At 62.7% G+C, this 24,087-nt stretch carries 15 protein-coding genes and 1 tRNA gene; 6 read left to right on the forward strand and 10 right to left on the reverse strand.

All coding sequences use genetic code 11. The features are described from left to right. Positions 1-43: 43 nt before the first annotated feature. The 3 genes from lpdA to aceE form a co-directional block, all read right to left on the reverse strand. The gene (gene lpdA / locus BCA01S_RS01700; protein WP_027775438.1) at positions 44-1,837 is read right to left on the reverse strand and encodes a dihydrolipoyl dehydrogenase; all 1,794 of its coding nucleotides are present in this window, start codon (positions 1,835-1,837) and stop codon (positions 44-46) included. Positions 1,838-2,047: 210 nt separating this feature from the next. After that, positions 2,048-3,706 (reverse strand): dihydrolipoyllysine-residue acetyltransferase, encoded by a 1,659-nt coding sequence (aceF, locus tag BCA01S_RS01705; RefSeq protein WP_027775439.1) that lies wholly within the window; start codon positions 3,704-3,706, stop codon positions 2,048-2,050. Positions 3,707-3,791: 85 nt separating this feature from the next. Then, positions 3,792-6,500, reverse strand: coding sequence for a pyruvate dehydrogenase (acetyl-transferring), homodimeric type (gene aceE / locus BCA01S_RS01710; RefSeq protein WP_027775440.1), 2,709 nt, complete (start codon positions 6,498-6,500; stop codon positions 3,792-3,794). Between the two features lie 275 nt (positions 6,501-6,775). Here aceE and fixL point away from each other — a divergent pair, with 275 nt between their 5' ends. The 3 genes from fixL to folD all read left to right on the forward strand — a co-directional run bounded on the left by fixL (position 6,776) and on the right by folD (position 11,168). Then, entirely contained in the window at positions 6,776-9,292 is a 2,517-nt protein-coding gene (fixL, locus tag BCA01S_RS01715) for an oxygen sensor histidine kinase FixL (protein WP_042317774.1), read from the forward strand. After that, positions 9,289-9,936 carry an oxygen response regulator transcription factor FixJ gene (gene fixJ / locus BCA01S_RS01720; protein ID WP_020065489.1) on the forward strand — a complete coding sequence of 216 codons (648 nt, stop codon included), beginning with the start codon at positions 9,289-9,291 and terminating at the stop codon, positions 9,934-9,936. Before fixL ends, fixJ begins: the two co-directional genes overlap by 4 nt. A 371-nt stretch (positions 9,937-10,307) precedes the next feature. Beyond that, positions 10,308-11,168, forward strand: a complete 861-nt coding sequence (gene folD / locus BCA01S_RS01725) for a bifunctional methylenetetrahydrofolate dehydrogenase/methenyltetrahydrofolate cyclohydrolase FolD (RefSeq protein ID WP_027775442.1) — start codon at positions 10,308-10,310, stop codon at positions 11,166-11,168. 336 nt (positions 11,169-11,504) lie between these two features. On the opposite strand, the gene BCA01S_RS01730 is transcribed toward folD, so the two are convergent. Then, positions 11,505-12,647 carry an acyltransferase family protein gene (locus BCA01S_RS01730; protein ID WP_027775443.1) on the reverse strand — a complete coding sequence of 381 codons (1,143 nt, stop codon included), beginning with the start codon at positions 12,645-12,647 and terminating at the stop codon, positions 11,505-11,507. Positions 12,648-12,916: 269 nt separating this feature from the next. Between BCA01S_RS01730 and BCA01S_RS01735 the strand changes: the two genes are divergently transcribed. After that, entirely contained in the window at positions 12,917-15,025 is a 2,109-nt protein-coding gene (locus tag BCA01S_RS01735) for a M3 family metallopeptidase (protein ID WP_027775444.1), read from the forward strand. Positions 15,026-15,139: 114 nt separating this feature from the next. Here BCA01S_RS01735 and BCA01S_RS01740 read toward each other — a convergent pair whose 3' ends face one another. Beyond that, entirely contained in the window at positions 15,140-16,432 is a 1,293-nt protein-coding gene (locus BCA01S_RS01740; protein ID WP_027775445.1) for an amidohydrolase family protein, read from the reverse strand. Between the two features lie 222 nt (positions 16,433-16,654). Between BCA01S_RS01740 and BCA01S_RS01745 the strand changes: the two genes are divergently transcribed. Beyond that, positions 16,655-17,353: an aspartate/glutamate racemase family protein gene (locus tag BCA01S_RS01745; RefSeq protein WP_027775446.1), complete on the forward strand. Its 699-nt coding sequence runs from the start codon at positions 16,655-16,657 to the stop codon at positions 17,351-17,353. Between the two features lie 106 nt (positions 17,354-17,459). On the opposite strand, the gene BCA01S_RS01750 is transcribed toward BCA01S_RS01745, so the two are convergent. Together BCA01S_RS01750 and BCA01S_RS01755 are read right to left on the reverse strand one after the other, a co-directional pair. Next, positions 17,460-17,536: transfer RNA gene (locus BCA01S_RS01750), tRNA-Met, on the reverse strand. Between the two features lie 113 nt (positions 17,537-17,649). Next, the gene (locus tag BCA01S_RS01755) at positions 17,650-17,937 is read right to left on the reverse strand and encodes a hypothetical protein (protein WP_020065482.1); all 288 of its coding nucleotides are present in this window, start codon (positions 17,935-17,937) and stop codon (positions 17,650-17,652) included. Between the two features lie 191 nt (positions 17,938-18,128). Here BCA01S_RS01755 and xth point away from each other — a divergent pair, with 191 nt between their 5' ends. After that, positions 18,129-18,905: an exodeoxyribonuclease III gene (xth, locus tag BCA01S_RS01760; RefSeq protein ID WP_027775447.1), complete on the forward strand. Its 777-nt coding sequence runs from the start codon at positions 18,129-18,131 to the stop codon at positions 18,903-18,905. A gap of 95 nt (positions 18,906-19,000) precedes the next feature. Here xth and BCA01S_RS01765 read toward each other — a convergent pair whose 3' ends face one another. The 3 genes from BCA01S_RS01765 to glnL all read right to left on the reverse strand — a co-directional run bounded on the left by BCA01S_RS01765 (position 19,001) and on the right by glnL (position 24,050). Beyond that, positions 19,001-21,163, reverse strand: a complete 2,163-nt coding sequence (locus BCA01S_RS01765) for a prolyl oligopeptidase family serine peptidase (RefSeq protein ID WP_027775448.1) — start codon at positions 21,161-21,163, stop codon at positions 19,001-19,003. A 181-nt stretch (positions 21,164-21,344) separates the two neighbouring features. Next, the gene (gene ntrC / locus BCA01S_RS01770) at positions 21,345-22,859 is read right to left on the reverse strand and encodes a nitrogen regulation protein NR(I) (protein WP_027775449.1); all 1,515 of its coding nucleotides are present in this window, start codon (positions 22,857-22,859) and stop codon (positions 21,345-21,347) included. Between the two features lie 48 nt (positions 22,860-22,907). Beyond that, entirely contained in the window at positions 22,908-24,050 is a 1,143-nt protein-coding gene (gene glnL / locus BCA01S_RS01775; protein ID WP_020065478.1) for a nitrogen regulation protein NR(II), read from the reverse strand. Between the last annotated feature and the right edge of the window lie 37 nt (positions 24,051-24,087).

Genomic DNA, 24,087 nt, shown 5'->3' on the forward strand with positions numbered 1-24,087 from the left:
TTTTGTTGGCACGATCCGCACGAATGCGGATGTACCGTGCGCATTACTTCTTTTTCTGCGGCGGCAAGTCCGTACACACGCCTTCGTAGAGTTCGGCGGCCATGCCAATCGATTCGCCGAGCGTCGGATGCGGGTGAATGGTCTTGCCAATGTCGGTGGCATCCGCGCCCATTTCGATCGCGAGGCACACCTCGCTGATCAGGTCGCCTGCATTCAGACCGACAATTCCGCCGCCGATCACGCGATGCGTTTCCTCGTCGAACAGCAGCTTCGTAAAGCCCTCGTCGCGTCCGTTGGCAATCGCGCGGCCTGAAGCGGCCCACGGGAACACTGCCTTGCCGTACTTGACGCCTTCGGCCTTCAACTGGTCTTCCGTCTTGCCGGCCCACGCGACTTCCGGGTCGGTGTAAGCGACCGAAGGAATCTGCAGCGCGTCGAAATATGCCTTCTCGCCGTGAGCCGCTTCGGCAGCAACGTGGCCTTCGTGCACGGCTTTATGCGCGAGCATCGGCTGGCCGACGATATCGCCGATCGCGAAGATGTGCGGCACGTTCGTGCGCATCTGCTTGTCGACGTCGATGAAACCGCGGTCCGTCACCGCCACGCCCGCCTTGTCCGCGCCGATCTTCTTGCCATTCGGCGAGCGGCCGACTGCCACCAGCACCAGGTCGTAGCGTTGTGCTTCGGCCGGGGCCTTCTCGCCTTCGAACGACACGTAGATGCCGTCGTCTTTGGCCTCTGCGGCGGTGGTCTTGGTCTTCAGCATGACGTTCGCGAAACGCTTGCTGTTGTACTTCTCCCAGACCTTGACGAGATCGCGGTCGGCGCCTGCCATCAGACCGTCGAGCATTTCGACGACGTCGATCTTCGCGCCGAGCGTGGCGTACACCGTCGCCATTTCCAGGCCGATGATGCCGCCGCCGATCACCAGCATCCGCTGCGGAATCTGGCGCAGTTCGAGCGCGCCGGTCGAATCCACCACGCGCGGATCTTCCGGAATAAACGGCAGCTTCACCGCTTCCGAGCCAGCAGCGATGATCGCCTGCTTGAACTTCACGACCTTCTTGCCGCCTTCGGTCTGCACTTCCATGTGATTCGGATCGACGAAAGAGCCGGTCCCGGTGACGACTTCGACCTTGCGCATCTTGGCCATGCCAGCAAGGCCGCCCGTCAACTTTTTGACGACGCCCGACTTGAAGTCGCGCAGCTTGTCCAGATCGATCTGCGGCTTTGCGAACGTGATGCCATGAGCGCCGAGCGCTTCGGCTTCGTCGATCACGAGCGCGGTGTGCAGCAGCGCTTTGGACGGAATACAGCCGACGTTCAGACAGACGCCGCCAAGCGTTGCGTAGCGCTCGACGAGCACCGTCTTCATGCCGAGGTCGGCCGACCGGAACGCGGCGGAATAGCCGCCAGGGCCCGAGCCGAGCACGAGCATGTCGCATTCGATGTCCGCGCTGCCGGAGAAGCTGCCGGCTTGCGGCGCGGGCGCGGCGGCTTGAGGCTTCGCCGCATCGGCCTGAGGTTTCGCTTCAGCCGGCGCTTTCTCGGGTTCCTTGGCCGGAGCCTTAGGCGCATCTTTCGCGGGCGCCGCGTCCGCCGACGTTTCGACGAGCGCGATGATCGTGCCTTGCGAAACTTTGTCGCCGGCCTTGACGCGAACTTCCTTGACGGTGCCGGCTGTATCGCTCGGCACTTCAATGGAAGCCTTGTCGGACTCGAGCGTCATCAGCGCCTGTTCGTTCTCGATGACGTCGCCAGGTTTGATGTTGACTTCGATGACATCGACGTCTTTGAAGTCACCGATATCCGGCACTTTTACTTCGACGAGACTCATAGTGTCCCCTTCTCTTATTGACTGTGATGAACGAGGAACCTGCGCCGTCAGGCCAAAAACGCGCCATTCTTTTGCCGGCTTTTCTCTGGAATACCGGGAAAAGCAGGCGCCGCCCCGCACAGGGGCGACGCTATTGCGCCGACGCGAAAGCAGGTTCTACAGGGGAGACGCGGATCAAAGAAAAAACCAGCGCCCCGCGCAACACCACAATCAAAGAATCACACGCCGGAAATCGGCAAGAAGCGCCCCAAGATACGCATTGAAGCGCGCAGCTTCGGCCCCATCGATCACGCGGTGGTCGTAAGACAGCGACAGCGGCAGCATCAGCTTAGGTACAAACTGCTTGCCGTCCCACACCGGCTTCATCGCGCCACGCGACAAGCCGAGAATCGCAACTTCGGGCGCATTGATGATCGGTGTGAAGTTTGTGCCGCCAATACCGCCCAGCGACGAGATCGAGAAGCACCCGCCTTGCATCTGGTCCGGCTTCAGCTTGCCTTCGCGCGCCGCCTTCGACAGGTCGGTCATTTCCTTCGCAATTTCGACGAGACCCTTCTTGTCCGCGTCGCGAATCACCGGAACCACGAGACCGTTCGGCGTATCGGCGGCAAAACCCACGTGGTAGTACTGCTTGAACACGAGGTTGTCGCCGTCGAGGCTCGCGTTGAACGTCGGGAATTTCTTCAGGGCCGACACGACGGCCTTGATCACGAACGCCAGCATCGTGATCTTCACGCCGGCCTTTTCGTTTTCCTTGTTCAACTGCACGCGCAGCGCTTCCAGTTCGGTGATGTCCGCTTCGTCGTTGTTCGTGACGTGCGGAATCATGACCCAGTTGCGATGCAGGTTCGCACCGGAAATCTTCTTGATGCGCGAGAGCGGCTTCGGGTCGACCGGACCGAACTTCGTGAAGTCGATCTTCGGCCACGGCAACAGATTCAGCTCGCCGCCGCCGGCCGCCGCGGGCGCGGCTGCGCCGGCCGGCGCTGCGCGCTGCCCCGTCATCACGCCCTTGATGAACGCAGTCACGTCAGCTTGCGTAATGCGGCCTTTCGGACCGGTGCCCTGCACCTGCGCCACATCCACACCGAGTTCGCGCGCGAACTTGCGCACCGACGGCGAAGCGTGGCTCGGATGCCGTGCGCCGCCCTCGCCGGCCGGAATCACCGGCGCTTGCGCGAGTGCGGACGGCGAAGCCGGAGCGGGCGAAGGCGTAACCGGCGCGTCCGACGGCTTTTCGGTTTGCTGCTTCGGTGCTGCCGCGGGTGCCGGAGCTGGTGCCGCGGCGGCGCCTTCGGCTTCCACCACGACGATGACCGAGCCTTCGGAGACGGTATCGCCGACCTTGACCTTCACTTCCTTGACGACGCCCGCGGCCGAGCTGGGCACGTCCATCGTCGCCTTGTCGGATTCGAGCGTGACGAGCGACTGCTCTTTCTCGACGCGATCGCCGACCTTCACCGCGACTTCGATCACGGGAATGTCTTTGTAGTCGCCGATATCGGGAACCTTGACATCCTGCAGGCCGCCGCCGGTTGCAGCGGGCGCCGCAGCCGGTGCAGGTGCGGGCGCAGGCGCAGCAGCGGGGGCAGGCGCAGCAGCGGGTGCCGGAGCAGCCGCGCCACCTTCGGCGCCATCCAGCACGACGATCAGCGAACCTTCCGACACGCTGTCGCCGACCTTGACCTTCACTTCCTTGACGACGCCGGCGGCCGAACTCGGCACGTCCATGGTCGCCTTGTCGGACTCCAGCGTGACGAGCGATTGCTCTTTTTCGACGGTATCACCCGCCTTGACCAGCACCTCGATCACAGGAATGTCCTTGTAATCGCCGATGTCCGGCACCTTGACTTCGATCGCTTGACTCATTGTTAGTGTCTCCTGGGCCGCGCACGCGCCTGTCCCTGACGATCAGGAACAGGCGCGCGCGCCGTGGCACACGGGGAATGATGCCTTAGACGGTCATCGGGTTGGGTTTGGCGGGATCAAGGTTGTACTTCTTGAGCGCCTCGGCGACGACCTTGCGTTCGATCGTGCCCTCGTCTGCCAGTGCGTTCAACGCGGCCACCGTGACCCAGTAGCGGTCGACTTCGAAGAAGTGGCGCAGCTTTTCGCGCGTGTCCGAACGGCCGTAACCGTCCGTGCCCAGCACGACGAACCGTTGCGGCACGAATGCGCGAATCTGCTCGGTCAGCGCGCGCACGTAGTCGGTGGAGGCAATCACCGGGCCAGGCGCGTCCTTCAGGAGCTTCTCGACGTGTGAAACTTTCTTCTCTTCGGTCGGATGCAGCAGGTTCCAGCGCTGCACTTCGTGGCCTTCGCGCGCGAGTTCGGTGAAGCTCGGCACGCTCCACAGATCGGCGGCGACGCCCCAGTCGTTCTTCAGCAGGTCGGCGGCGGCGATCACTTCGTTGAAGATCGTCCCCGCGCCCATCAGCTGCACGCGCGGCGCGCTCTTGTCGAACCCGCTGTCCGCTTCGGCCTTGCGGAACGCGTACATGCCCTTGATGATGTCGGCCGCTACGCTCTCGCCCTGCGGGATCGCCGGGTGCTCGTAGTTCTCGTTCATCACCGTGATGTAGTAGTACACGTCTTCCTGATCAGCGACCATGCGGCGCAGGCCGTCCTGCATGATGACCGCGAGCTCGTAACCGAACGTCGGGTCGTAGCTGATGCAGTTCGGCACAGAAGCGGCCCACAGCAGCGAGTGGCCGTCTTCGTGTTGCAGACCTTCGCCGTTCAGCGTCGTGCGGCCCGCGGTTCCGCCCAGCAGGAAGCCGCGCGAGCGCATGTCGCCCGCGGCCCATGCCAGATCGCCGATGCGCTGGAAGCCGAACATCGAATAGAAGATGTAGAACGGGATCATGATCTCGCCGTGCGTCGAGTACGACGTCGCGGCAGCGATCCAGTCCGACATGCCGCCGGCTTCGTTGATGCCTTCCTGCAAGATCTGACCGGTTTCCGACTCGCGGTAGAACATCAGCTGGTCGGAATCTTCCGGAATGTACTTCTGGCCGTCCTGATTCCAGATACCGATCTGACGGAACAGGCCTTCCATACCGAACGTACGCGACTCGTCGGGCACGATCGGCACGATGCGTTTGCCGAGCGCCTTGTCCTTCAGCAGGATGTTGAGAATGCGCACGAACGCCATGGTCGTGGAAATCTCACGGCCTTCGCCCGTGCCCTTCAGCAGCGGCTCGAACGCCGACAGGTCCGGCACCGGCAGCGACTCGGCCTTCTGACGGCGCGCCGGCAGATAACCGCCAAGTTCCTGGCGGCGGGCGCGCATGTACTCGAGTTCCTTCGAACCTTCCTCGAACTTGAGGTACGGAACGTTCACGAGGTCTTCGTCGGCGATCGGCAGACGGAACTGGTCGCGGAATTTCTTCAGCTGCTCCACCTGCATTTTCTTCTGCTGGTGGGTGATGTTCATGGCCTGGCCGGCTTCGCCCATGCCGTAGCCCTTGATCGTCTTCGCAAGAATGACGGTCGGCTGGCCTTTGGTCTGGGTGGCTTCGGAAAACGCCGCGTAAATCTTGTGGGGGTCGTGGCCGCCGCGGTTCAGATTCCACACGTCTTCGTCCGACCAGTCGGCGACCAGCGCCTTCAGTTCCGGCGTATTGAAGAAGTGCTCGCGGACGAACGCGCCCGACTCCGACTTGTACGTTTGATATTCGCCGTCCACGACTTCCATCATGCGACGCATCAGCGCGCCCGACTTGTCGCGCTGGAATAGTGCGTCCCAACGGCTGCCCCACACGACCTTGATGACGTTCCAGCCCGCGCCGCGGAATTCGCTTTCCAGTTCCTGGATGATCTTGCCGTTACCGCGCACCGGACCGTCGAGGCGTTGCAAGTTACAGTTGATCACGAACACGAGGTTGTCGAGCCGTTCGCGGCCGGCCATGCCGATCGCGCCGAGCGATTCCGGTTCGTCCGTTTCGCCGTCGCCGAGGAAAGCCCACACCTTGCGGCCTTCGGTCTTAGCGATGCCGCGCGCCTGCATGTACTTCATGAAGCGCGCCTGGTAGATCGCCATGATCGGGCCAAGGCCCATCGAAACGGTCGGGAATTGCCAGAAGTCCGGCATCAGCCACGGGTGCGGATACGACGAGATACCCTCGCCACCCACTTCCTGGCGGAAGTTGTCGAGCTGTTGTTCGGTCAGACGGCCGAGCAGGAACGCGCGCGAGTACACACCCGGCGACGAGTGGCCCTGCACGAACACGAGATCGCCGCCGTGTTCGGGGGACGGCGCGTGCCAGAAATGGTTGAAGCCGACGTCATACAGCGTGGCCGCCGACGCGAACGACGCGATGTGGCCGCCGACATTGGTGTCCTTGCCGGCGCGCAGCACCATGGCAATGGCGTTCCAGCGCGTGTACGAACGGATGCGGTGTTCGATGTCCTGGTCGCCGGGAATCTTCGCCTGACGCGTGACCGGAATCGTGTTGATGTACGGGGTGTTGGCCGAGAACGGCAGATGTTCGCCATGCACGCGGGCAAACTCGATCTGCTTCTCGATCAGGTAGTGGGCACGGTCGGGCCCAACAGCAGAAATCACGCCATCCAGCGCTTCAAGCCATTCGCCGGTTTCCTGGGGATCGTCGTCTTTCTCAGCGGCGACATATTTCATGACTTCGTCGGGTACAGCGGACATGCTCGTCTCCTGGATATAGAGGAACGCTCTTTGGACAGACGACGCGGACGAAGCACGGCCGCGGCAGCTTCGGCCGATTGTAATAAGGGTCCCGACGTCCACGCAACAAAATTTTCGAATTACGAGATCGGTTCTCATAATGCGAAAAATTGTTGCGGCGCAACCTGATTTGACTGCCTTTTGACGGATACGCGAGCTAGTGTGCGCCGATTAACGGCACTTTCCGTGATTTTTTGCGCCATTTGGGAAGTACGCGCTGCGCTACAATGCCACGCATGTTGACCGAACGGCTTTTCGCTCGCTCGGCGCGCACCTCCGGTTCGCCGGCGGATTCGACGCCGTCCTCCCGCTGGCACCATGGACCATGGTGGTCGAATTCCTATTTGCTGACGCCGCTCCTGTCGATCCTGGTTTTCCTGGTCGTCATGAGCCTGATTCTGTGGAGCCTCAACCGGCGCGAGCAGCAACAACAGGAAGACACGCTTTACCGTAACGTCGCATGGGCCCAGCAGCAGATCCGCCTGTCCATGACCGGCGCGCAAGAACAGATCCAGGCTCTCGCGCGCGACCTCGTGGCGGGCCATGCCGATCCGCAGTCGTTCCAGGTGTCCACCACGGACATCATGCAGGGGCATCCCGAGATCCTCTACATGAACTGGTACACGAGCCAGCAACAACCGCGCTGGCCCAGCACGGCGCTGCCGGTATTCGGCCAGCGGCTCGCGAAGCCGAACGACACCCAGATGGACGAGGCAGTGAAAGCGGCCTTTACCGAGGCGCGCAGCACGCGCCGCCAGGTCTACTCGCCGCTCATCTACGACGACCTCGGCAACGGCTACATCACGTTGCAAACACCGGTCTATCGCGATCGCGAATTTCTCGGCTCGATTGCCGCCGTGTTTTCTGTCGAAGGCATTCTGAAGCACGACATCCCGCCCGAGCTGTCGGCCAAGTACAAGATTTCGATCATCGACGCGAACAACCGCGAGCTGACCACCACGTCCACGCGCCCGCGCCTGCCGCGCGACATGTTCTACGACTTGCCGCTCGACCCGCCGGGCCAGGGTGTCTCGGTGCGCGTCTATGCGTTCCCGCAAATGACCAATTTCACCAACAACACACTCGTGTGGCTGGTGGCGGGTCTGTCGTGTTTCGTGCTGTGGAGTCTGTGGAGCTTGTGGAAACACACGCGGCAGCGTTTCGAGGCGCAACAGGCGCTTTACGCCGAAGCGTTTTTCCGTCGTGCGATGGAAAATTCCGTGCTGATCGGCATGCGGGTGCTCGACATGCATGGCCGCATCACACACGTGAATCCGGCGTTTTGCCGCATGACCGGCTGGGACGAAAGCGACCTGGTGGGCAAGACCGCGCCGTTCGCCTACTGGCCGCGCGACGCTTATCCGGAGATGCAGCGTCAACTCGACATGACGCTGCGCGGCAAGGCGCCCTCGTCGGGCTTCGAATTGCGCGTGCGCCGCAAAGACGGCTCCACGTTCCACGCGCGCCTCTACGTATCGCCGCTCATCGACAGCTCCGGCCGCCAGACCGGCTGGATGTCGTCGATGACCGACATCACCGAACCCAAGCGCGCGCGTGAGGAACTTGCCGCCGCACACGAGCGCTTCACGACCGTGCTGGAGAGCCTCGACGCCGCCGTCTCGGTGCTCGCCGCCGATGAAGCCGAACTGCTGTTCGCGAACCGCTACTACCGGCACCTGTTCGGGATCCGCCCGGACGGCCACCTGGAATTGGCGGGCGGCGGGTTCGATAGCGCACAGGCGTCGTCGGATTCGATCGATATGGTGGATACCTACGCCGGACTGCCCGCCGCCGCGTTGACGGAGAGCACGGCCGACGCGCAGGAAATCTACGTGCAAAGCATCCAGAAATGGTTCGAAGTGCGCCGCCAGTACATTCAATGGGTGGACGGGCACCTTGCGCAGATGCAGATCGCAACCGACATCACCACGCGCAAGCAGGCGCAGGAACTGTCGCGCCAGCAAGACGAAAAACTGCAGTTCACGAGCCGGCTGATGACCATGGGCGAAATGGCCTCGTCGCTCGCGCACGAACTGAATCAGCCGCTCGCCGCGATCAATAACTATTGCTCGGGAACCGTTGCACTGGTTAAATCCGGTCGGACGACGCCGGACAACCTGCTGCCCGTGCTCGAAAAGACTGCCCAGCAGGCGGTGCGCGCCGGCATGATCATCAAGCGGATTCGCGAGTTCGTGAAACGCAGCGAGCCCAAGCGTCAGGCTACGCGCGTGGCGGACATCGTCGCAGACGCGGTGGGCCTCGCGGAGATCGAGGTGCGCAAGCGGCGCATTCGCATCGTCACCGACATGCGCTCGCGGTTGCCCGTCATTTACGTCGACCCCGTGCTGATCGAGCAGGTGCTGGTCAACCTGCTCAAGAACGGCGCCGAGGCGATGGCCGAAGCGCGGCCGAATGCGGTCGATCCGGTGATCCGCGTGGTCGTGCGGCTGGAAAGCGGCTTTGTCTGCATCAGCGTCGTCGACCAGGGTCCGGGCGTCGACGAAGCAACGGCCGAGCGGCTGTTCGAACCGTTTTACAGCACCAAGTCCGACGGTATGGGCATGGGGCTGAACATTTGCCGTTCGATTATCGAATCGCACCGCGGCCGTCTGTGGGTGGTCAACAACGTCGAATCAGACGGCCACATCACGGGCGCCACGTTCCATTGCAGTCTGCCTATTGGAGAGCCCGACGGCCCGAGCAACGGCGGGTCAGAGGCGCCGACACCACAAACCGTTACGGGAGAGCTATGAACAGCCCAGTCACCACACAGGAAACTGTCTTTGTCGTCGACGACGACGAGGCCGTGCGAGATTCGCTGCGCTGGCTGCTGGAGGCAAACGGCTACCGCGTGCAGTGCTTTTCCAGCGCCGAGCAGTTCATCGACGCGTGGCAGCCGCATCAGCATCCGGGCCAGATAGCCTGCCTGATTCTCGATGTGCGGATGTCCGGCATGAGCGGACTGGAACTGCAGGAGCGTCTGATCGCCGACAATGCGTCGCTGCCGATCATCTTCGTGACGGGTCATGGCGATGTGCCGATGGCGGTGTCCACGATGAAAAAAGGCGCGATGGACTTCATCGAAAAGCCGTTCGACGAAGCCGAGTTGCGCAAGCTCGTCGAGCGCATGCTCGACAAGGCGCGCAGCGAAAGCACGAGCGTGCAGCAGCAGCGCGCGGCCGCCGAGCGTCTCGGCAAGCTCACCGCCCGCGAACATCAGGTACTCGAGCGGATCATTGCCGGCCGCCTGAACAAGCAGATCGCCGACGACCTCGGCATCAGCATCAAGACGGTCGAAGCGCACCGCGCGAACATCATGGAAAAGCTCAACGTCAACACGGTCGCCGACCTGTTGCGGCTCGCGTTGTCCAACAAGCCGCAGCAAGCGGCACAATAAGCGCCGGCGGCGTGCTTCAGGCGCGCCTTCTGGCGCGCTTCACGCGAACTGAGAGGCCGTCGCTCCCGTCGGCTCACACGGCCCGCACGGCCCAAGCGGCCCAAGCGGCCCAAGCGGCCCAAGCGGCCGGACTACCCAGTCCGGCCTTTCGCCGGTTCTTCCTCGCCACTTCTTCGTCAAGGCAAGCGCTCGCGTCGATGGGACGTCATCGGCATGACCGCGCACGCCGGTATAATGACGGACTTTGCAGCGGCGCCTAGCTCCGATCGGCGTCACGTGCTTTTCATGCGCCGACCCGTTCCCGCTGAAAAACGCCACGGTGCGCGGCACGCGCGCTGCTCCGCTTTCCATACTGCCCCTCTCGACCGACCATGACTGCCAAACTGATCGACGGCCTCGCCCTTTCCAAGACCCTGCGCGCCGACGTGGCCGCGCGCGCCGCCGCCCTCACCGCTCGCGGCCATCAGCCGGGGCTTGCCGTCGTGCTGGTCGGCGACAATCCGGCAAGCGAAGTCTATGTGCGCAACAAGGTCAAGGCGTGCCACGACAACGGTCTCGGCTCATCGCTCGACCGCTATCCGGCCGATCTGCCGGAAGCCGAACTGCTCGAACGTATCGACGAACTGAACCGCGATCCGCGCATTCACGGCATTCTCGTGCAGCTTCCGCTGCCGCCGCATATCGATAGCCACAAGGTGATCGAGGCGATCGCGCCCGAGAAAGACGTGGACGGTTTCCACGTCGCCAACGCCGGCGCATTGCTGACCGGGCAGCCGCTGTTTCGCCCGTGCACGCCGTACGGCGTGATGAAGATGTTTGCCGCTTACGACATCCCGCTTCAGGGCGCGAACGCGGTGGTGATAGGACGCTCGAACATTGTCGGCAAGCCCATGGCGCTGTTGCTGCTCGAAGCGGGCGCCACGGTCACGATCTGTCACAGCAAAACGCGCGATCTGGCCGCGCATACGCGCAACGCCGACATCGTGGTGGCCGCCACCGGCCTGCGCAACATTCTCACCGCCGACATGGTGAAGCCGGGCGCGGCCGTGATCGACGTCGGCATGAATCGCGACGAAGCCGGCAAGCTGTGCGGCGACGTGGATTTTGCGGGCGTCAAGGAAGTGGCCGGCTACCTCACGCCGGTGCCGGGCGGCGTCGGCCCTATGACAATTACCATGTTACTCGTCAACACAATCGAAGCCGCGGAACGTGAGGCCGCGCTGCACGCTTGAGGTAAAAAAGAAAGCGCTGAGCGTTGCCCTGCCCCGCGCTTTCAACTCGCTTCGTACCCCGCTCGGAGTCTGGCTCTCGCATCACTTCGAGCCGACCTCCTGCCTCGCTTCTTGCCTCGCTTTCAGACTCATTTACTGCCTCAAACTCAAAACCACCCTCGCGTCGCTTCCAGCCGACGTCTCGTCATCTCCTCGCCCTGCTCCCCGCCCCGCTCATCTCGCACGTCTGTCTCACACGCATCGCATCCCACGGCGTTGCCGTCGCAGATGACACAACCCGTCACTCCGAGCGTGGATTGACCGCCCCACACGTTCATCACACATTCACCATACGTTCTAGCGCACAGCCTGCTCGCTCACCGGCACGCTGTCGGGACGCGGCGCCTGCCGGCGCGCGAGGCGCCCACGGCACCACATCAGCACCGGCCGCTCGACGCAGTGCCAGGACAAAGCCGCGCATAGCAGGATAAACGGCGCGGCGACCAGCACCGCCGTCACATGGCTCAACTGCGGAGCGATATTCGCGACGCATTGCTGCACCATGAAGCCATACAGGTAAATGCCGTACGAGTAGTCATGACGCGGCACGAACCGCCGCAACAGCGGCGTCGTCCCGATCCACAGCACGCCGTACACAAAAGCCAGATAGAACAGCGGCTGCGCGCCGGCCGTGTCCCGGAACACGAGGAACACCATGGTGAATGCGAGCGCTGTCAGACCGTCGATACCGATCCGCTCGCGCAAGCCATATAGCAGCATGCCAAGCATGAAGAACGGCTCCGGCCAGAACGAATAGCCGCCGGGCGTCTCGGTGAAGTCGCGCAGACCAATCTGTACGAGCGGCAGCGAATGCGGCGTCAGATGTGGCGGCAAATGCACGCGCAGCACGAAAGCGGCAATGCCGAGCGCCGCCGCGAGCGCGGCGCCGCGCGCGCTCGACAGCAACCCGAGCAAGCCGGTTGCGAGCACGATCAGGTAGCAGCGTACTTCGAGCGGCAGCGTCCACAACGGGCCGCACACATCGACGGGAAAGCGGTTGTGTTCGAACACGCCCGGCAGCGCCCAGCCGGTTTTCATCACGATGGTCGAGAAGTTGTCCAGATTCGCCCACGTCATGCCCGAACTGAAGTACTCACGCAGCGGCAGGGTCGTGAAAAGCGGTCCGACGATGAAGACCGTAACGAGCGATCCAAGCGCGACGGCCGGCCACAGGCGGGCAATCCGCAGCACGGCGAAGCGCGGCACCGAGCGTTGGCGGTCGAAGCTGGCGGTCACCAGCATGCCGCTCAGCAAAAAAAACGCGTACACGCCGAGCGCGCCGAAACCGTCGAAACCCAGCGCGTTTTCGACCCAGTCGGTCGTGCCGTCCGGTAACTGCAGCAGATACGAATGGCCATACACCACGGCCACGGCGGCCAGCAGCCGCACGAGGTCGAAATTGTTGCCTTTGCGCGATAAAGCGTGCGAAAGCGGGGTCATCGGTACCTCTCCTGCTGAAAAGCGTCGCAACGCGATAGACACGTCAGGATGCGGCGCGGCACCATTTAGCACCGTTCGTTTTCGCACAAAAGCGCTACGGGCGGCCACATCTGCTAATTTGTGTGCCGGCGATTGGAATCGGCGCGCCCCGCCCCAATAATGCTGATGTGCGGTGTAATGAGCCGCCATGAGCCGTCGCAGCACGCACGCGGCTCAAGCACCGATTAAAGTACCGATTACCCGTTCACCCGCGTCAGACAGGAAGCCTCATGTCCACTACCGTCTCGAATCACGACAATCCGCTCCTCGATTTCTCCGACCTGCCGCGCTTTGGCGACATCCGCCCCGAACACGTCACGCCCGCACTCGACGTGCTGCTCGCCGATGCGGCCGCCGCCGTCGAGCGCGCCGCCCAGCCGATCACGCCCGCTTCGTGGGCCGATGTCGTCGAGCCCGTCGAGCGCGCGACCGAACCGCTGTCGCGCGCCTGGAGCGTCGTGGGTCATCTGAACGCCGTCGCCGACACGCCCGAGTTGCGCGCCGTGTATGGCGAAAATCTGCCGCGCGTGACCGAGTTCTGGTCGAGCGTCGGTCAGAATCTCGCGCTCTACGAGAAGTACAAGACGCTGAGCGCAAGCGATGAGTTCGCCTCGCTGACGAGCGAACGCAAGAAAATTCTTGGCAACGCGTTGCGCGACTTCCGTTTGTCCGGCGCGGAATTGCCTGAAGACCAGAAGCCGCATTTCGCCGAGTTGCAGGAACGTCAGGCAGCGTTGTCGAAAGCGTTTTCGGACCACGTGCTCGATGCGACCAACGCCTACGCGTATTTCGTCGAAGCCGGCAACGAGGCGGAACTGGCCGGCCTGCCGGAAGACGTGATCGAGGCCGCAAAGGAAGCAGCCGAGCGCGAAGGCAAGACCGGCTACAAGTTCACGCTGCATTTTCCGTCGTACTTCCCGGTCATGCAGTACTCGGAAAACCGTCCGATGCGCGAAGCCATGTACCGCGCGTATGTGACGCGCGCATCCGAACTGGGCCCGCAATACGGCAAGGGCAAGCCCGAATGGGACAACACGTCGGTGCTCGCCGACCAGTTGAAGCTGCGTGCCGAAGAAGCGCATATGCTCGGCTACAAGAATTTCGCCGAGGTATCGCTCGCGCCCAAAATGGCCGAATCGCCGGAACAGGTCATGGCTTTTCTCGAAGACCTCGCCACGCGCGCGCGCCCGCATGCGGAGCAGGACTGGAAGGAGTTGCGCGAATTCGCTTCGAGCGAACTCGGCTTGAGCGATCTGCAACCGTGGGACATGACGTTCGCCGCCGAACGTCTGCGTCAGAAGCGCTATTCGTTCTCGGAGAACGAAGTCAAACAGTATTTCCCTGAAGACGCCGTGTTCAAAGGCCTGTTCAAGGTGACGGAAACGCTCTTCGGCGTGCGCATCCGTCGCGACGAAGCAGCCGTCTGGCATCCGGACGTGCGCTTTTTCCGCGTCGAGAACCAGGACGGCGGCCTCGTCGCGCAGTTCTATCTCGACCTGTATGCGCGCGAAGGCAAACGCGGCGGCGCCTGGATGGACGACGCGCGCGGCCGTCACAAGCATACGCATGGCGGCGTGCAAACGCCGGTTGCTTATCTGACCTGCAACTTCTCGGCGCCGGTTGGCGGCAAGCCGGCCTGCTTCACGCACGACGAAGTCATCACGCTTTTCCACGAGTTTGGGCATGGCCTGCATCACATGCTTACGCGTGTGGACGAACTCGGCGTTTCTGGCATCAACGGCGTGGAATGGGACGCGGTCGAACTGCCGTCGCAATTCATGGAAAACTTCTGCTGGGAGTGGGATGTGCTCTCGGACATGACTTCGCACGTCGAAACCGCGCAGCCGCTGCCGCGTGAACTGTTCGACAAGATGCTGGCCGCGAAGAATTTCCAGAGCGGACTCGGCACGTTGCGCCAGATCGTGTTTTCCATGTTCGACATGCAGTTGCATACCGGCTTCGACGCAGCAGGCACGAAGAACGCGACCGAACTTGCAAGCGAGATCAACGAGCGCTTCCATGTCGTGCCGCAGGCGGCGTTCTCGCGTTGGCCGAACACGTTCAGCCATATTTTTGCCGGCGGTTATGCGGCGGGGTACTACAGCTACAAGTGGGCTGAAGTGCTGTCCGCCGACGCCTACGCGGCATTCGAGGAAGCGGCGCAGGCCGCGAGCGGCAGCGTGCTCGACCAGACAACCGGCATGCGTTACCGCAAGGAGATTCTCGAAGTGGGCGGCAGCCGTCCGGCGATGGAATCGTTCAAGGCGTTCCGCGGACGTGAGCCGAACATCGACGCCTTGTTGCGACACAACGGCATGACGCCCGCCGCGGCGCATTGAAACGCCGCGCGATGCGCGGAGGAAACCCTCGGCGCATCGATCAGTGCCGATGTAAAGAAGCCGGTGTTCCGCGTAAGCGGACGCCGGCTTTTCTTTAGCTGAAACCTGCCGCGCTCAACCGCGATGCAGCTTGAAATCCACCTCTGAGGGACGCCCTTCGAGCGACAGCGCCGCGCGCGCAGCCGGCGCACGGCTCACCAGCTTGCCGCGGCTTATCACCGCCAGTCGCGCCGCGCGCAAACGGATCGCTTCGACGGGATCGCGCGCGTCGAGTAGCACGAGATTGGCCGCGCAGCCGGGCGCGACGCCATAGCCTTCCAGACCGAGAATGCGCGCTGCGTTCACCGTGACCGCGTCGAAACACGCGTGCATGCCTTCGACGCCCGTCATCTGCGCGACGTGCAAGCCCATGTGCGCGACTTCGAGCATGTCGCCCGAGCCCAGGCTGTACCACGGATCCATCACGCAATCGTGGCCGAAGGCGACGTTGATACCCGCCGCCATCATCTCCGGCACGCGCGTCATGCCGCGCCGCTTGGGATACGTGTCGCTGCGTCCCTGTAACGTGATGTTGATGAGCGGATTCGCGATGGCTGCCACGCCCGATTCGCGCATGAGCGGCAAGAGCTTGCTCACATAGTAGTTGTCCATTGAATGCATCGACGTCAGATGCGAGCCGGTGACGCGCCCATGCAAGCCGAGACGCTGCGTCTCGGCCGCGAGCGTTTCGATGTGGCGCGACATGGGGTCGTCCGATTCATCGCAATGCATGTCGACGCGCAGGCCCTGCTCCGCCGCATACTCGCACAGCATGCGCACCGACTGCGCGCCGTCGGCCATGGTGCGTTCGAAATGCGGAATGCCGCCGACCACGTCGACGCCCATTGCGATCGACCTCTTCAGGTTCTCGAAAGCGCCTGGGCTGCGCAGCACGCCGTCTTGAGGAAATGCGACCAGCTGCAGATCGAGATATGGCGCGACGCGACGCTTCACTTCGACGAGCGCCTCGACAGCGAGAAGACGCGGATCGCATACATCGACGTGACTGCGGATTGCGAGCAGCCCGCGCGCGACCGCCCAGTCGCAGTACTGCATCGCGCGTTCGATCAACGCGTCCTGCGTAAGATGCGGCTTGAGTTCGCCCCACAACGCAATGCCTTCGAGAAGCGTGCCCGACGCGTTCACCCGCGGCAAGCCGTACGAGAGCGTCGCGTCCATATGGAAATGCGGATCGACGAACGGCGGCGTGACGAGCGAGCCGGCGGCGTCGATCTCCTCGCGCGCGGCGGCGGCGAGATTCGGTTCCACGGCAACGATGCGCCCCGCTTCAATGCCGATGTCGAGCGGCTGCCCGGCTTGCGGCGCGATGCTTTGCGGCAGCATCGCGTGGCGGATGATCAGATCCATCTCTCCCTCCGTTTATGTGTGTCCGTGCGCTGTGGCTGATGACGATTCTATCGGCGCCAGAAAGTATGCGCAGGTTCTATCCGGCGTCTTGTCTAGCGTTTTGCCTGCCGTTTTATCCACTTGCCGTACCGGCGAGTGCCGCGAAATCCGTACCGGCTGCGTGCATCGCGGCGCACCTATACTCAGCTTAGTCATCAAGACGCAATGATTGGGAGCATGCAGATGAAGACGATAGGTGTGATTGGCGGAATGAGCTGGGAGTCGTCCGCCGAGTATTACAGACTGCTCAACCGTCACGCGAAGGCGCGCCTGGGCGGGCATCACAACGCGCGCAGCCTGATGCTGACCGTGGACTTTGCGCCGATCGAAGCAGATCAGCGCGCGGGCGACTGGAGCGCGCTCGGCGAGCGGATGGCCGAAGCGGCGCGTCAACTGGAACGCGGCGGCGCCGAGCTGGTGATGCTCGCCACCAACACGATGCATCGCGTGTATGAATCGATCGAACGGGCGATCAACGTACCGTTTCTGCATATCGCCGATCCGACCGGGGCCGCGTTGCGCGCAGCGGGCGTCGAGCGCGTCGGCTTGCTCGGCACGCGCTATACGATGGAGCAGACGTTTTACACAGGCCGACTGCACGAGCGCTATGGACTCGAGACTTTGGTGCCCGAAGAAGCAGAACGCGCGGACATACACCGCATCATTTACGACGAACTGTGTCACGGCAACGTGAACAGCGAATCGCGCGCGGTGTATCAGAACGTGATCGAATCGCTAGCTTCGCGCGGTGCGCAAGCGGTGATTCTCGGATGCACCGAAATTACGTTGCTGATCAAGCCGGAAGATTCTGTTCTGCCCGTTTTCGATACCACGGCGTTGCATGCGCAAGCGGCGGTTGAGTGGGCAATTGGCACGCCGTAGTGACGGACGACGCGCGATTGCATTTCATTGCAATCGCAGCGCGACAATTGCGGTGCTACAAGTTAAAAAGCCCGCTGGTTTGCGCCAGCGGGCTCTCAACAATGCTTGGTTGCGGGGACAGGATTTGAACCTGTGACCTTCGGGTTATGAGCCCGACGAGCTGCCAGACTGCTCCACCCCGCGTCAGAGAAAAAGGATTGTATAGAGATGTTCGCTATACGTCAAACGATCCCGCAACAATCGCATGATTCATTAGAGCGAAGCACGAACGAAAGCGTAGAAGGAGCACCTGTAGCTCACAGATCCAGCACAGTCGCGCCCTCGATCTTGCCGTCGATAATATCCGCTCCGTACTGGCTCGCGCTGCGTTTGGCCACGCCGAAATCGGAGAACGTTGCAGGCAGCACGAGACGAAACACGCGACTTGCCTTCGACCCGCTGATCGCACCGGGACGACACACGCGCACCGCGACGTCATAGCCTTCCGCGTGCCGCTTGTGACCGTCGAACTTGTCGAACGCCCGCGAAAAAACCAGCGGATGCACTTCGAAGTCCTTATAAAGATCAGGATAAAGTTGAGCCATGATGCCCTCCGCTGCACGCCAGTGCCTGAGTAAGTCAAACTGTGAGTGTGATCCCCACTATACGCCGCGCGTGTCGCGCATCGGCTTTTTATTTTGGTTCGCTGCGCGTGGTCCGAGCCGCGCGAAAATCGTTTTGCCCCGTATGCGCTGGTAAGCTACGGCTCCTGCGCCATTCAGCTTGAGAATCTCCCGTGAAAATCGCCACCTGGAACGTCAACTCCCTCAAAGTCCGCCAACAGCATGTGATCGACTGGCTGGAAACCAGCGGCACCGACGTGCTGTGCCTTCAGGAACTGAAGCTTCCCGACGAGAAGTTCCCGCGCGCCGAACTCGAAGAGAAAGGCTACCGCAGCTGGTTCGCGGGCCAGAAGACGTACAACGGGGTCGGCATCCTCGTGCGCCAAGGTCTGAACGTGGACGAAAGCAGCATCGTGCGAAATATTCCCGGCTTTGAGGACTTGCAGCAGCGCGTGGTCGCAGCGACCGTCGAGGGCGTGCGTATCATTTCTGCGTACTTCCCGAACGGCCAGGCGCCCGGCACCGACAAATTCGCGTACAAGCTCCGCTGGCTCGCCGCGCTGCACAACTGGATCGCAAGCGAAATGGCGCTGTATCCGAAGCTCGCGCTGCTCGGCGACTACAACATCGCACCGGACGACCGCGACGTGCACGATCCCAAAGCGTGGGAAGGTCAAAACCTCGTGTCGCCGGAAGAACGCGCCGAGTTCGTGCGGCTGATCGAGCTGGGTCTCGTCGACGCATTCCGTCAGTTCGAACAGCCCGAAAAAATCTATTCGTGGTGGGACTACCGGATGATGTCGTTTCGTCGCAACGCGGGCCTGCGCATCGACCATATCCTGCTTTCAAAGCCGCTCTCTGAAGCCTGCACGTCATGCGAAGTGGACAAGGTGCCGCGCAAGTGGGACCAGCCGTCGGACCATGCACCGGTCGTCGCGCAGATCGGCTGACGAACACGGGGCAAGATCCGACCGGGTCTGGCAACGTCAAACCCGGCTGCAAGACAGGCTCTCACGACGGCTCTCCCTAAGCCTCTCACGAAGCCTCAAGCGGAAGCGCTCAGCGTTCGCCATAGAAACTCGAAAACCATCGCATCGTGCTCGGCCTGCTCCAGTTCATCGGAGCCGCCGTGTCCTCCGTCCGTGTTTTCGCGGTACCACACGTTGTCGACGCCGAGCGCCTGCATGCGCGCGGCCATCTTGCGCGCATGACCGGGATGCACGCGATCGTCGGCGGTAGATGTCGTGAACAGGACCGGCGGATACTTCACGCCGGCCGACACGTTGTGATAAGGCGAGTACGCGGCGAGCGCGCGCGCGTCGTCGGGATCGTCGGGATCGCCGTATTCGTCGATCCATGACGCGCCCGCATGCAGCAGGTGATAGCGGCTCATATCGAGCAGCGGCACTTCACAGATCACCGCGCCGAAGAGTTCGGGGCGCTGGACCATGCACGCCGCCACTAGCAGGCCTCCGTTGCTGCCGCCCTGAATGCCGAGTTGCGCGGCGCTCGTCACGCCGCTCGCGACGAGCGCTTGCGCCACCGCAATGAAGTCGTCGAACGCACGCTGCCGCTCCTCGCCTTGCGCCGCCGTGTGCCAGCGAGTACCGAACTCGCCGCCGCCGCGAATGTGCGCGACCACGTACACGCCGCCACGTTCCAGCCAGCCGATGCCCTGCCCCGTCAGATAACTCGGCAGCAATGGAATCGCGAAACCGCCGTAGCCGGTCAGCAGGCAGGCCCGCGAGGATTGCGAGGCTGGCTGCTCTTTTGCCGGGTCGATGCATTGCTGATCCCGCTCGGTCCGCGGTCCGACCACCGTGTACAGTACCCGCGTGCCGTCCGCGGAGACCGCATGCCCGCGCGTCACCATGAAGCGCGTCGCGTCGAACTGCGTCGGCCAGCGCTCGAGCAGTTCCCACTCACTGAGATTGTCGTGGGCAAGATCGGCGAGCCAGTACGCGGGGGGCTGCAGATAGTCATCGGTATCGACGAACACCTCGTCGTTCAGCGTCGACTCCACCGGCGAGACGTCGGCTTGCCCGTCCGGGTGCGATGGAAAGACGCGCCGCTGCCACTGCCATGTCTGATCGGCGGCCTGCGACGTGGTGAACAACAAGGTCTTGTTCTGCACGTCTTCGAGATACGAGACGATGAGCTGGTTGCGCGTATGCGTCCATTCGCACGCGGAGGTCTGCGCAGTCGGCATGAAGAGCGGCGTCACGTCACGCTCGCCGCGCAGGAACGCGGTTTCGCGAATCGCCAGCAACGCCCCGCCCGGATAGACGACGCCACTGCAGTGCCAGTCGAGGCGCGGTTCGAGCAACAGCCAGCCCTGCCAGCCGCTCACTGCCACGTGCGACGGCACATCATAAGGACGCCAGGCGTCGGCGGGAGCGTGAGCGCCATCGACGCCGCTCGCGTCGTCCAGGTAGTACGTGTGCGAATCGAAGAAATCGACGCTACTCACCACCGTGTGCCGCTTTTCCACCGGATCGTAGTGCCCTTCCACGCCGATATCGCTAAACGCACCCTTGAACACGACAGGTGCATCGGCGAGCGCCGTGCCGCGCGTCCAGCGCCGCACTTCGCGCGGATAGCCCGAGCGCGTCAGGCTCTTGCGACCATTGTCCCAACCCACGTAAAGCGTGTTGCGGTCGATCCAGGATGCGGTGTGCTTGCCGGCCTTCGGGATCGCGAATCCGTCGTCGACAAAGCGCCGCGTGTCGATGTCGAACTCGCGAACTACCAGCGCGTCCGAGCCGCCCGGCGACATCGCGATCAGCGCGCGATCGCCGTCGGGATAGAGAATGTCGAACTCCGAGCACACCCACGGCGTTCCTTCTGCTTCGCCGAGCGCATCGAAGTCGATCAGATTCTCCCATTCGGGTTTGCCGCCGCGCCATGCGGCCCAGGTTGTGCGCCGCCAGATGCCTTTGGGATTGCGCTCGTCCTGCCACAGGTCGTACGCCCACTCTTTCCAGCGATCGGGAATCACCGGACGTTCGCGCGGCAAATAGGCATCGGCGAGACGTTGCCTGAGCGTTTCGAATGGCGCGCCACTGCACCATGCGGCGCGCGTGCGGGCATTTTGCCTGTCGACCCACGCGAGCGCTTCAGGGTCATCGAGCGCTTCGAGCCAGAGAAACGGATCGGGAGAAAGCGGCCAGGAAAAGGAACTGGGAGAAACGGAAGAAGCAGAAGGCATCGTGGGCTGTCGAAGGAAAACAGCGTTGATTATGCCTTGCGACCGCGCAGGCCCGCTTCAACGGCTCCTGCGACGCGCGATGCGGGGCTACCGGGCGCAACTTCACGCGACCGGCCAAGGCGGGCGCCGTGCGCGTCACACCCTGAGCCGCCGCGCTCCGGTCAGTGGGAATGAACCAGCGTCAAGGCTCGAGATTGAGTTCCTGAATCTTGCGCGTGATCGTATTGCGCCCGATGCCGAGACGCTCCGCCGCCTCGACCTTGCGTCCGCGCGTAAAGTCGAGCGCCTCGCGGATCACCGCGGCTTCGAAGCGACGCGCGAGTTCGTCCATCACATCGGCGGAGTTCTCGCGCAAGAGGCGTGCGACTTCCGTGCGCAGACCGCCTTCCCACGCGCTGACGGGCGTGGCGACCGGCATGCTGGCAGCCGCCGCGGAATGCGTGACCGGATTCATGCCGTTAATCGGCGCAGTACCTGTAAGGCTTGCGTCCGACGCGCCGAGCGCGGCGCCACCGCCGGCAAGCTCGGTTGCACCGGCCTGCGCGGGACCGAGATCGGGCGGCAAGTCCTTGATCTCGATGGTCTGCGCGGGCGCCATCACCGTCAACCAGTTGGCGAGGTTTTCCAACTGCCGCACGTTGCCGGGAAACGGCAGCGACGCCAGATAGGCGAGCGCCTCTTCAGACACCCGCTTGGACTCGACGCCAAGATCGCGCGCGCTTTTTTGCAGGAAGTGCCGCGTGAGCAAAGGAATGTCTTCGCTGCGCTCGCGCAATGCGGGCAAACGCAAGCGGATCACGTTGAGACGGTGATACAGATCCTCGCGGAACAAGCCCTGACGCACGCGCGATTCCAGATTCTGATGCGTCGCCGCGATCACGCGCACATTGGCGCGCAGCGGGTTGTGTCCGCCGACACGGTAGAACTGTCCATCCGACAGCACACGCAACAGACGCGTCTGCAAATCGAATGGCATGTCGCCGATTTCGTCCAGGAAGAGCGTGCCGTTCTCGGCCTGTTCGAAGCGGCCCTGGCGCATTGCCTGCGCGCCGGTGAACGCGCCTCGCTCGTGGCCGAATAGTTCGGATTCCAACAGATCCTTTGGAATCGCGGCGGTGTTGAGCGCAATGAAGGGACCGTTCGCGCGTGGGCTATGTCGGTGCAGCGCACGCGCGACCAGTTCCTTTCCGGTGCCCGATTCGCCGGTAATGAGCACGGTTGCCGCGGAATGGGACAAACGTCCGATCGCGCGAAACATGTCCTGCATCGCCGGTGCCTGGCCGAGCATTTCCGGTGCATCTGCAACGCGGTCGTCCCACGTCTGTTCGCCGCGCATGCTCTCGTCCACGGCGCGGCGGATCAGCTCGACGGCCTTGTCGACGTCGAACGGCTTCGCGAGATATTCGAACGCGCCGCCCTGGAATGCGGCCACCGCGCTGTCGAGGTCGGAGAACGCCGTCATGATGATGACGGGCAAGCCCGGCACCTTGTCACGCACGGTTTGCAGCAATTCGAGGCCGGAGCCTCCGGGCATCCTGATGTCCGACACCAGCACCTGCGGGCTGTCGTGATCGAGCGCCGCCGACGCCTCGCGCACATTCGCGAAGCTGCGAGTCGCCAAGTTTTCGCGAGCGAGGGCTTTTTCAAGCACCCAGCGAATCGATTGATCGTCGTCTACTATCCAGATCGGCTTCATATAGGTCTGTCAGAAGTCTTGAGATGCCTGCAGTGTGCAGATGCGGTGTTAGCAGTCGAGCGGCAGCAGAATCTGAAACTCGGTGTGGCCAGGCCGGCTTTCCACTTCGATCAAACCGTCGTGTTGTTGCACGAACGTCTGCGCGAGCGTCAGACCGAGACCGCTGCCATCCTCGCGCCCCGATACGAGCGGATAGAAGATGCGGTCACGGATTTCCTCGGGAATGCCGGGGCCGTTGTCGATGATATGCAAGTCCAGTGCCAGCTTACATAAGCGTTTCGACACCGTAATCTTGCGTGCGATGCGCGTGCGCAATTCGATGCGCGCGTCGCCTTGCGAAATGCGTTCGCGCAAAGCTTCGGCCGCGTTACGCACGATGTTCAGCAGCGCCTGGATCAATTGCTCCTTGTCGCCGCGCAGGTCCGGCACGCTCACGTCGTAATCGCGCTCGATCGTGAGCCCGCGCGGGAACTCCGCAAGAATCACCTGACGCACGCGCTCGCACACTTCGTGAATATTCACGTCGCCGACGATATGCGGATGACGGTGCGGCTCAAGCAACCGGTCCACGAGCGTCTGCAAGCGGTCCGATTCCTTGATGATGACCTGCGTGTACTCGCGCAACTCGTCGCGCTGACGCTCGCCGAGTTCGAATTCGAGCAATTGCGCTGCGCCGCGAATGCCGCCGAGCGGATTCTTGATTTCGTGCGCGAGATTGCGGATCAGCTGTTTATTGACCGCCGTCAGGTCGTTGATGCGCTCTTCGCGGTCGGTGCGCAAATGCCGCTCGTTTTCGAACAGTTCGAGCAACACGTAGTCTTGCGCGCTTTCAAGGAAGCCGACGATCGCGTGCACATGCAGCGGCTCGTGACCGGGCCGCTCGAGCACGGCATCCAGATGCGTCGCGTGGAAACGGTTCGCGGCGATCGAGGTGATGGTGGCGACCAGCTCGTCCGCGTTCGAGAAAATGTCCGGCCACGCCATCTGCGTCAACTGCTTGCGCGAAAGCTCGAGCATCGACTCGGCCGACGGATTCGCAAACGCGACGCGCAGCGTGCGCTTCTCGAGTATCAGCACGACGGTGGGCAGTGCCTCGAAGCCCTGCAGCAAACCGGAAGCGACGAGCTGCGCGTCATCCGACAGCGTCTGCTCGTGCCCTTTGCGCGCCTTGATCAGATTTTTCAGAACCATCTTGCAGTCTGGCCGATAGGAGATGGTGGCAAATCAC

Origin of the sequence: Paraburkholderia caledonica NBRC 102488, assembly GCF_000685095.1 — a bacterium.
GTDB lineage: Bacteria > Pseudomonadota > Gammaproteobacteria > Burkholderiales > Burkholderiaceae > Paraburkholderia > Paraburkholderia caledonica.

Excerpts from the sequence above, each read along its gene's own strand:
- BCA01S_RS01765 (WP_027775448.1), bottom strand. The coding sequence starts at position 21,163 with ATGCCTTCTGCTTCTTCCGTTTCTCCCAGTTCCTTTTCCTGGCCGCTT.
- aceE (WP_027775440.1), bottom strand. The coding sequence starts at position 6,500 with ATGTCCGCTGTACCCGACGAAGTCATGAAATATGTCGCCGCTGAGAAA.
- BCA01S_RS01745 (WP_027775446.1), top strand. The coding sequence starts at position 16,655 with ATGAAGACGATAGGTGTGATTGGCGGAATGAGCTGGGAGTCGTCCGCC.
- folD (WP_027775442.1), top strand. The coding sequence starts at position 10,308 with ATGACTGCCAAACTGATCGACGGCCTCGCCCTTTCCAAGACCCTGCGC.
- BCA01S_RS01740 (WP_027775445.1), bottom strand. The coding sequence starts at position 16,432 with ATGGATCTGATCATCCGCCACGCGATGCTGCCGCAAAGCATCGCGCCG.
- BCA01S_RS01735 (WP_027775444.1), top strand. The coding sequence starts at position 12,917 with ATGTCCACTACCGTCTCGAATCACGACAATCCGCTCCTCGATTTCTCC.
- lpdA (WP_027775438.1), bottom strand. The coding sequence starts at position 1,837 with ATGAGTCTCGTCGAAGTAAAAGTGCCGGATATCGGTGACTTCAAAGAC.
- BCA01S_RS01755 (WP_020065482.1), bottom strand. The coding sequence starts at position 17,937 with ATGGCTCAACTTTATCCTGATCTTTATAAGGACTTCGAAGTGCATCCG.
- fixL (WP_042317774.1), top strand. The coding sequence starts at position 6,776 with ATGTTGACCGAACGGCTTTTCGCTCGCTCGGCGCGCACCTCCGGTTCG.
- BCA01S_RS01730 (WP_027775443.1), bottom strand. The coding sequence starts at position 12,647 with ATGACCCCGCTTTCGCACGCTTTATCGCGCAAAGGCAACAATTTCGAC.
- aceF (WP_027775439.1), bottom strand. The coding sequence starts at position 3,706 with ATGAGTCAAGCGATCGAAGTCAAGGTGCCGGACATCGGCGATTACAAG.
- glnL (WP_020065478.1), bottom strand. The coding sequence starts at position 24,050 with ATGGTTCTGAAAAATCTGATCAAGGCGCGCAAAGGGCACGAGCAGACG.
- fixJ (WP_020065489.1), top strand. The coding sequence starts at position 9,289 with ATGAACAGCCCAGTCACCACACAGGAAACTGTCTTTGTCGTCGACGAC.
- ntrC (WP_027775449.1), bottom strand. The coding sequence starts at position 22,859 with ATGAAGCCGATCTGGATAGTAGACGACGATCAATCGATTCGCTGGGTG.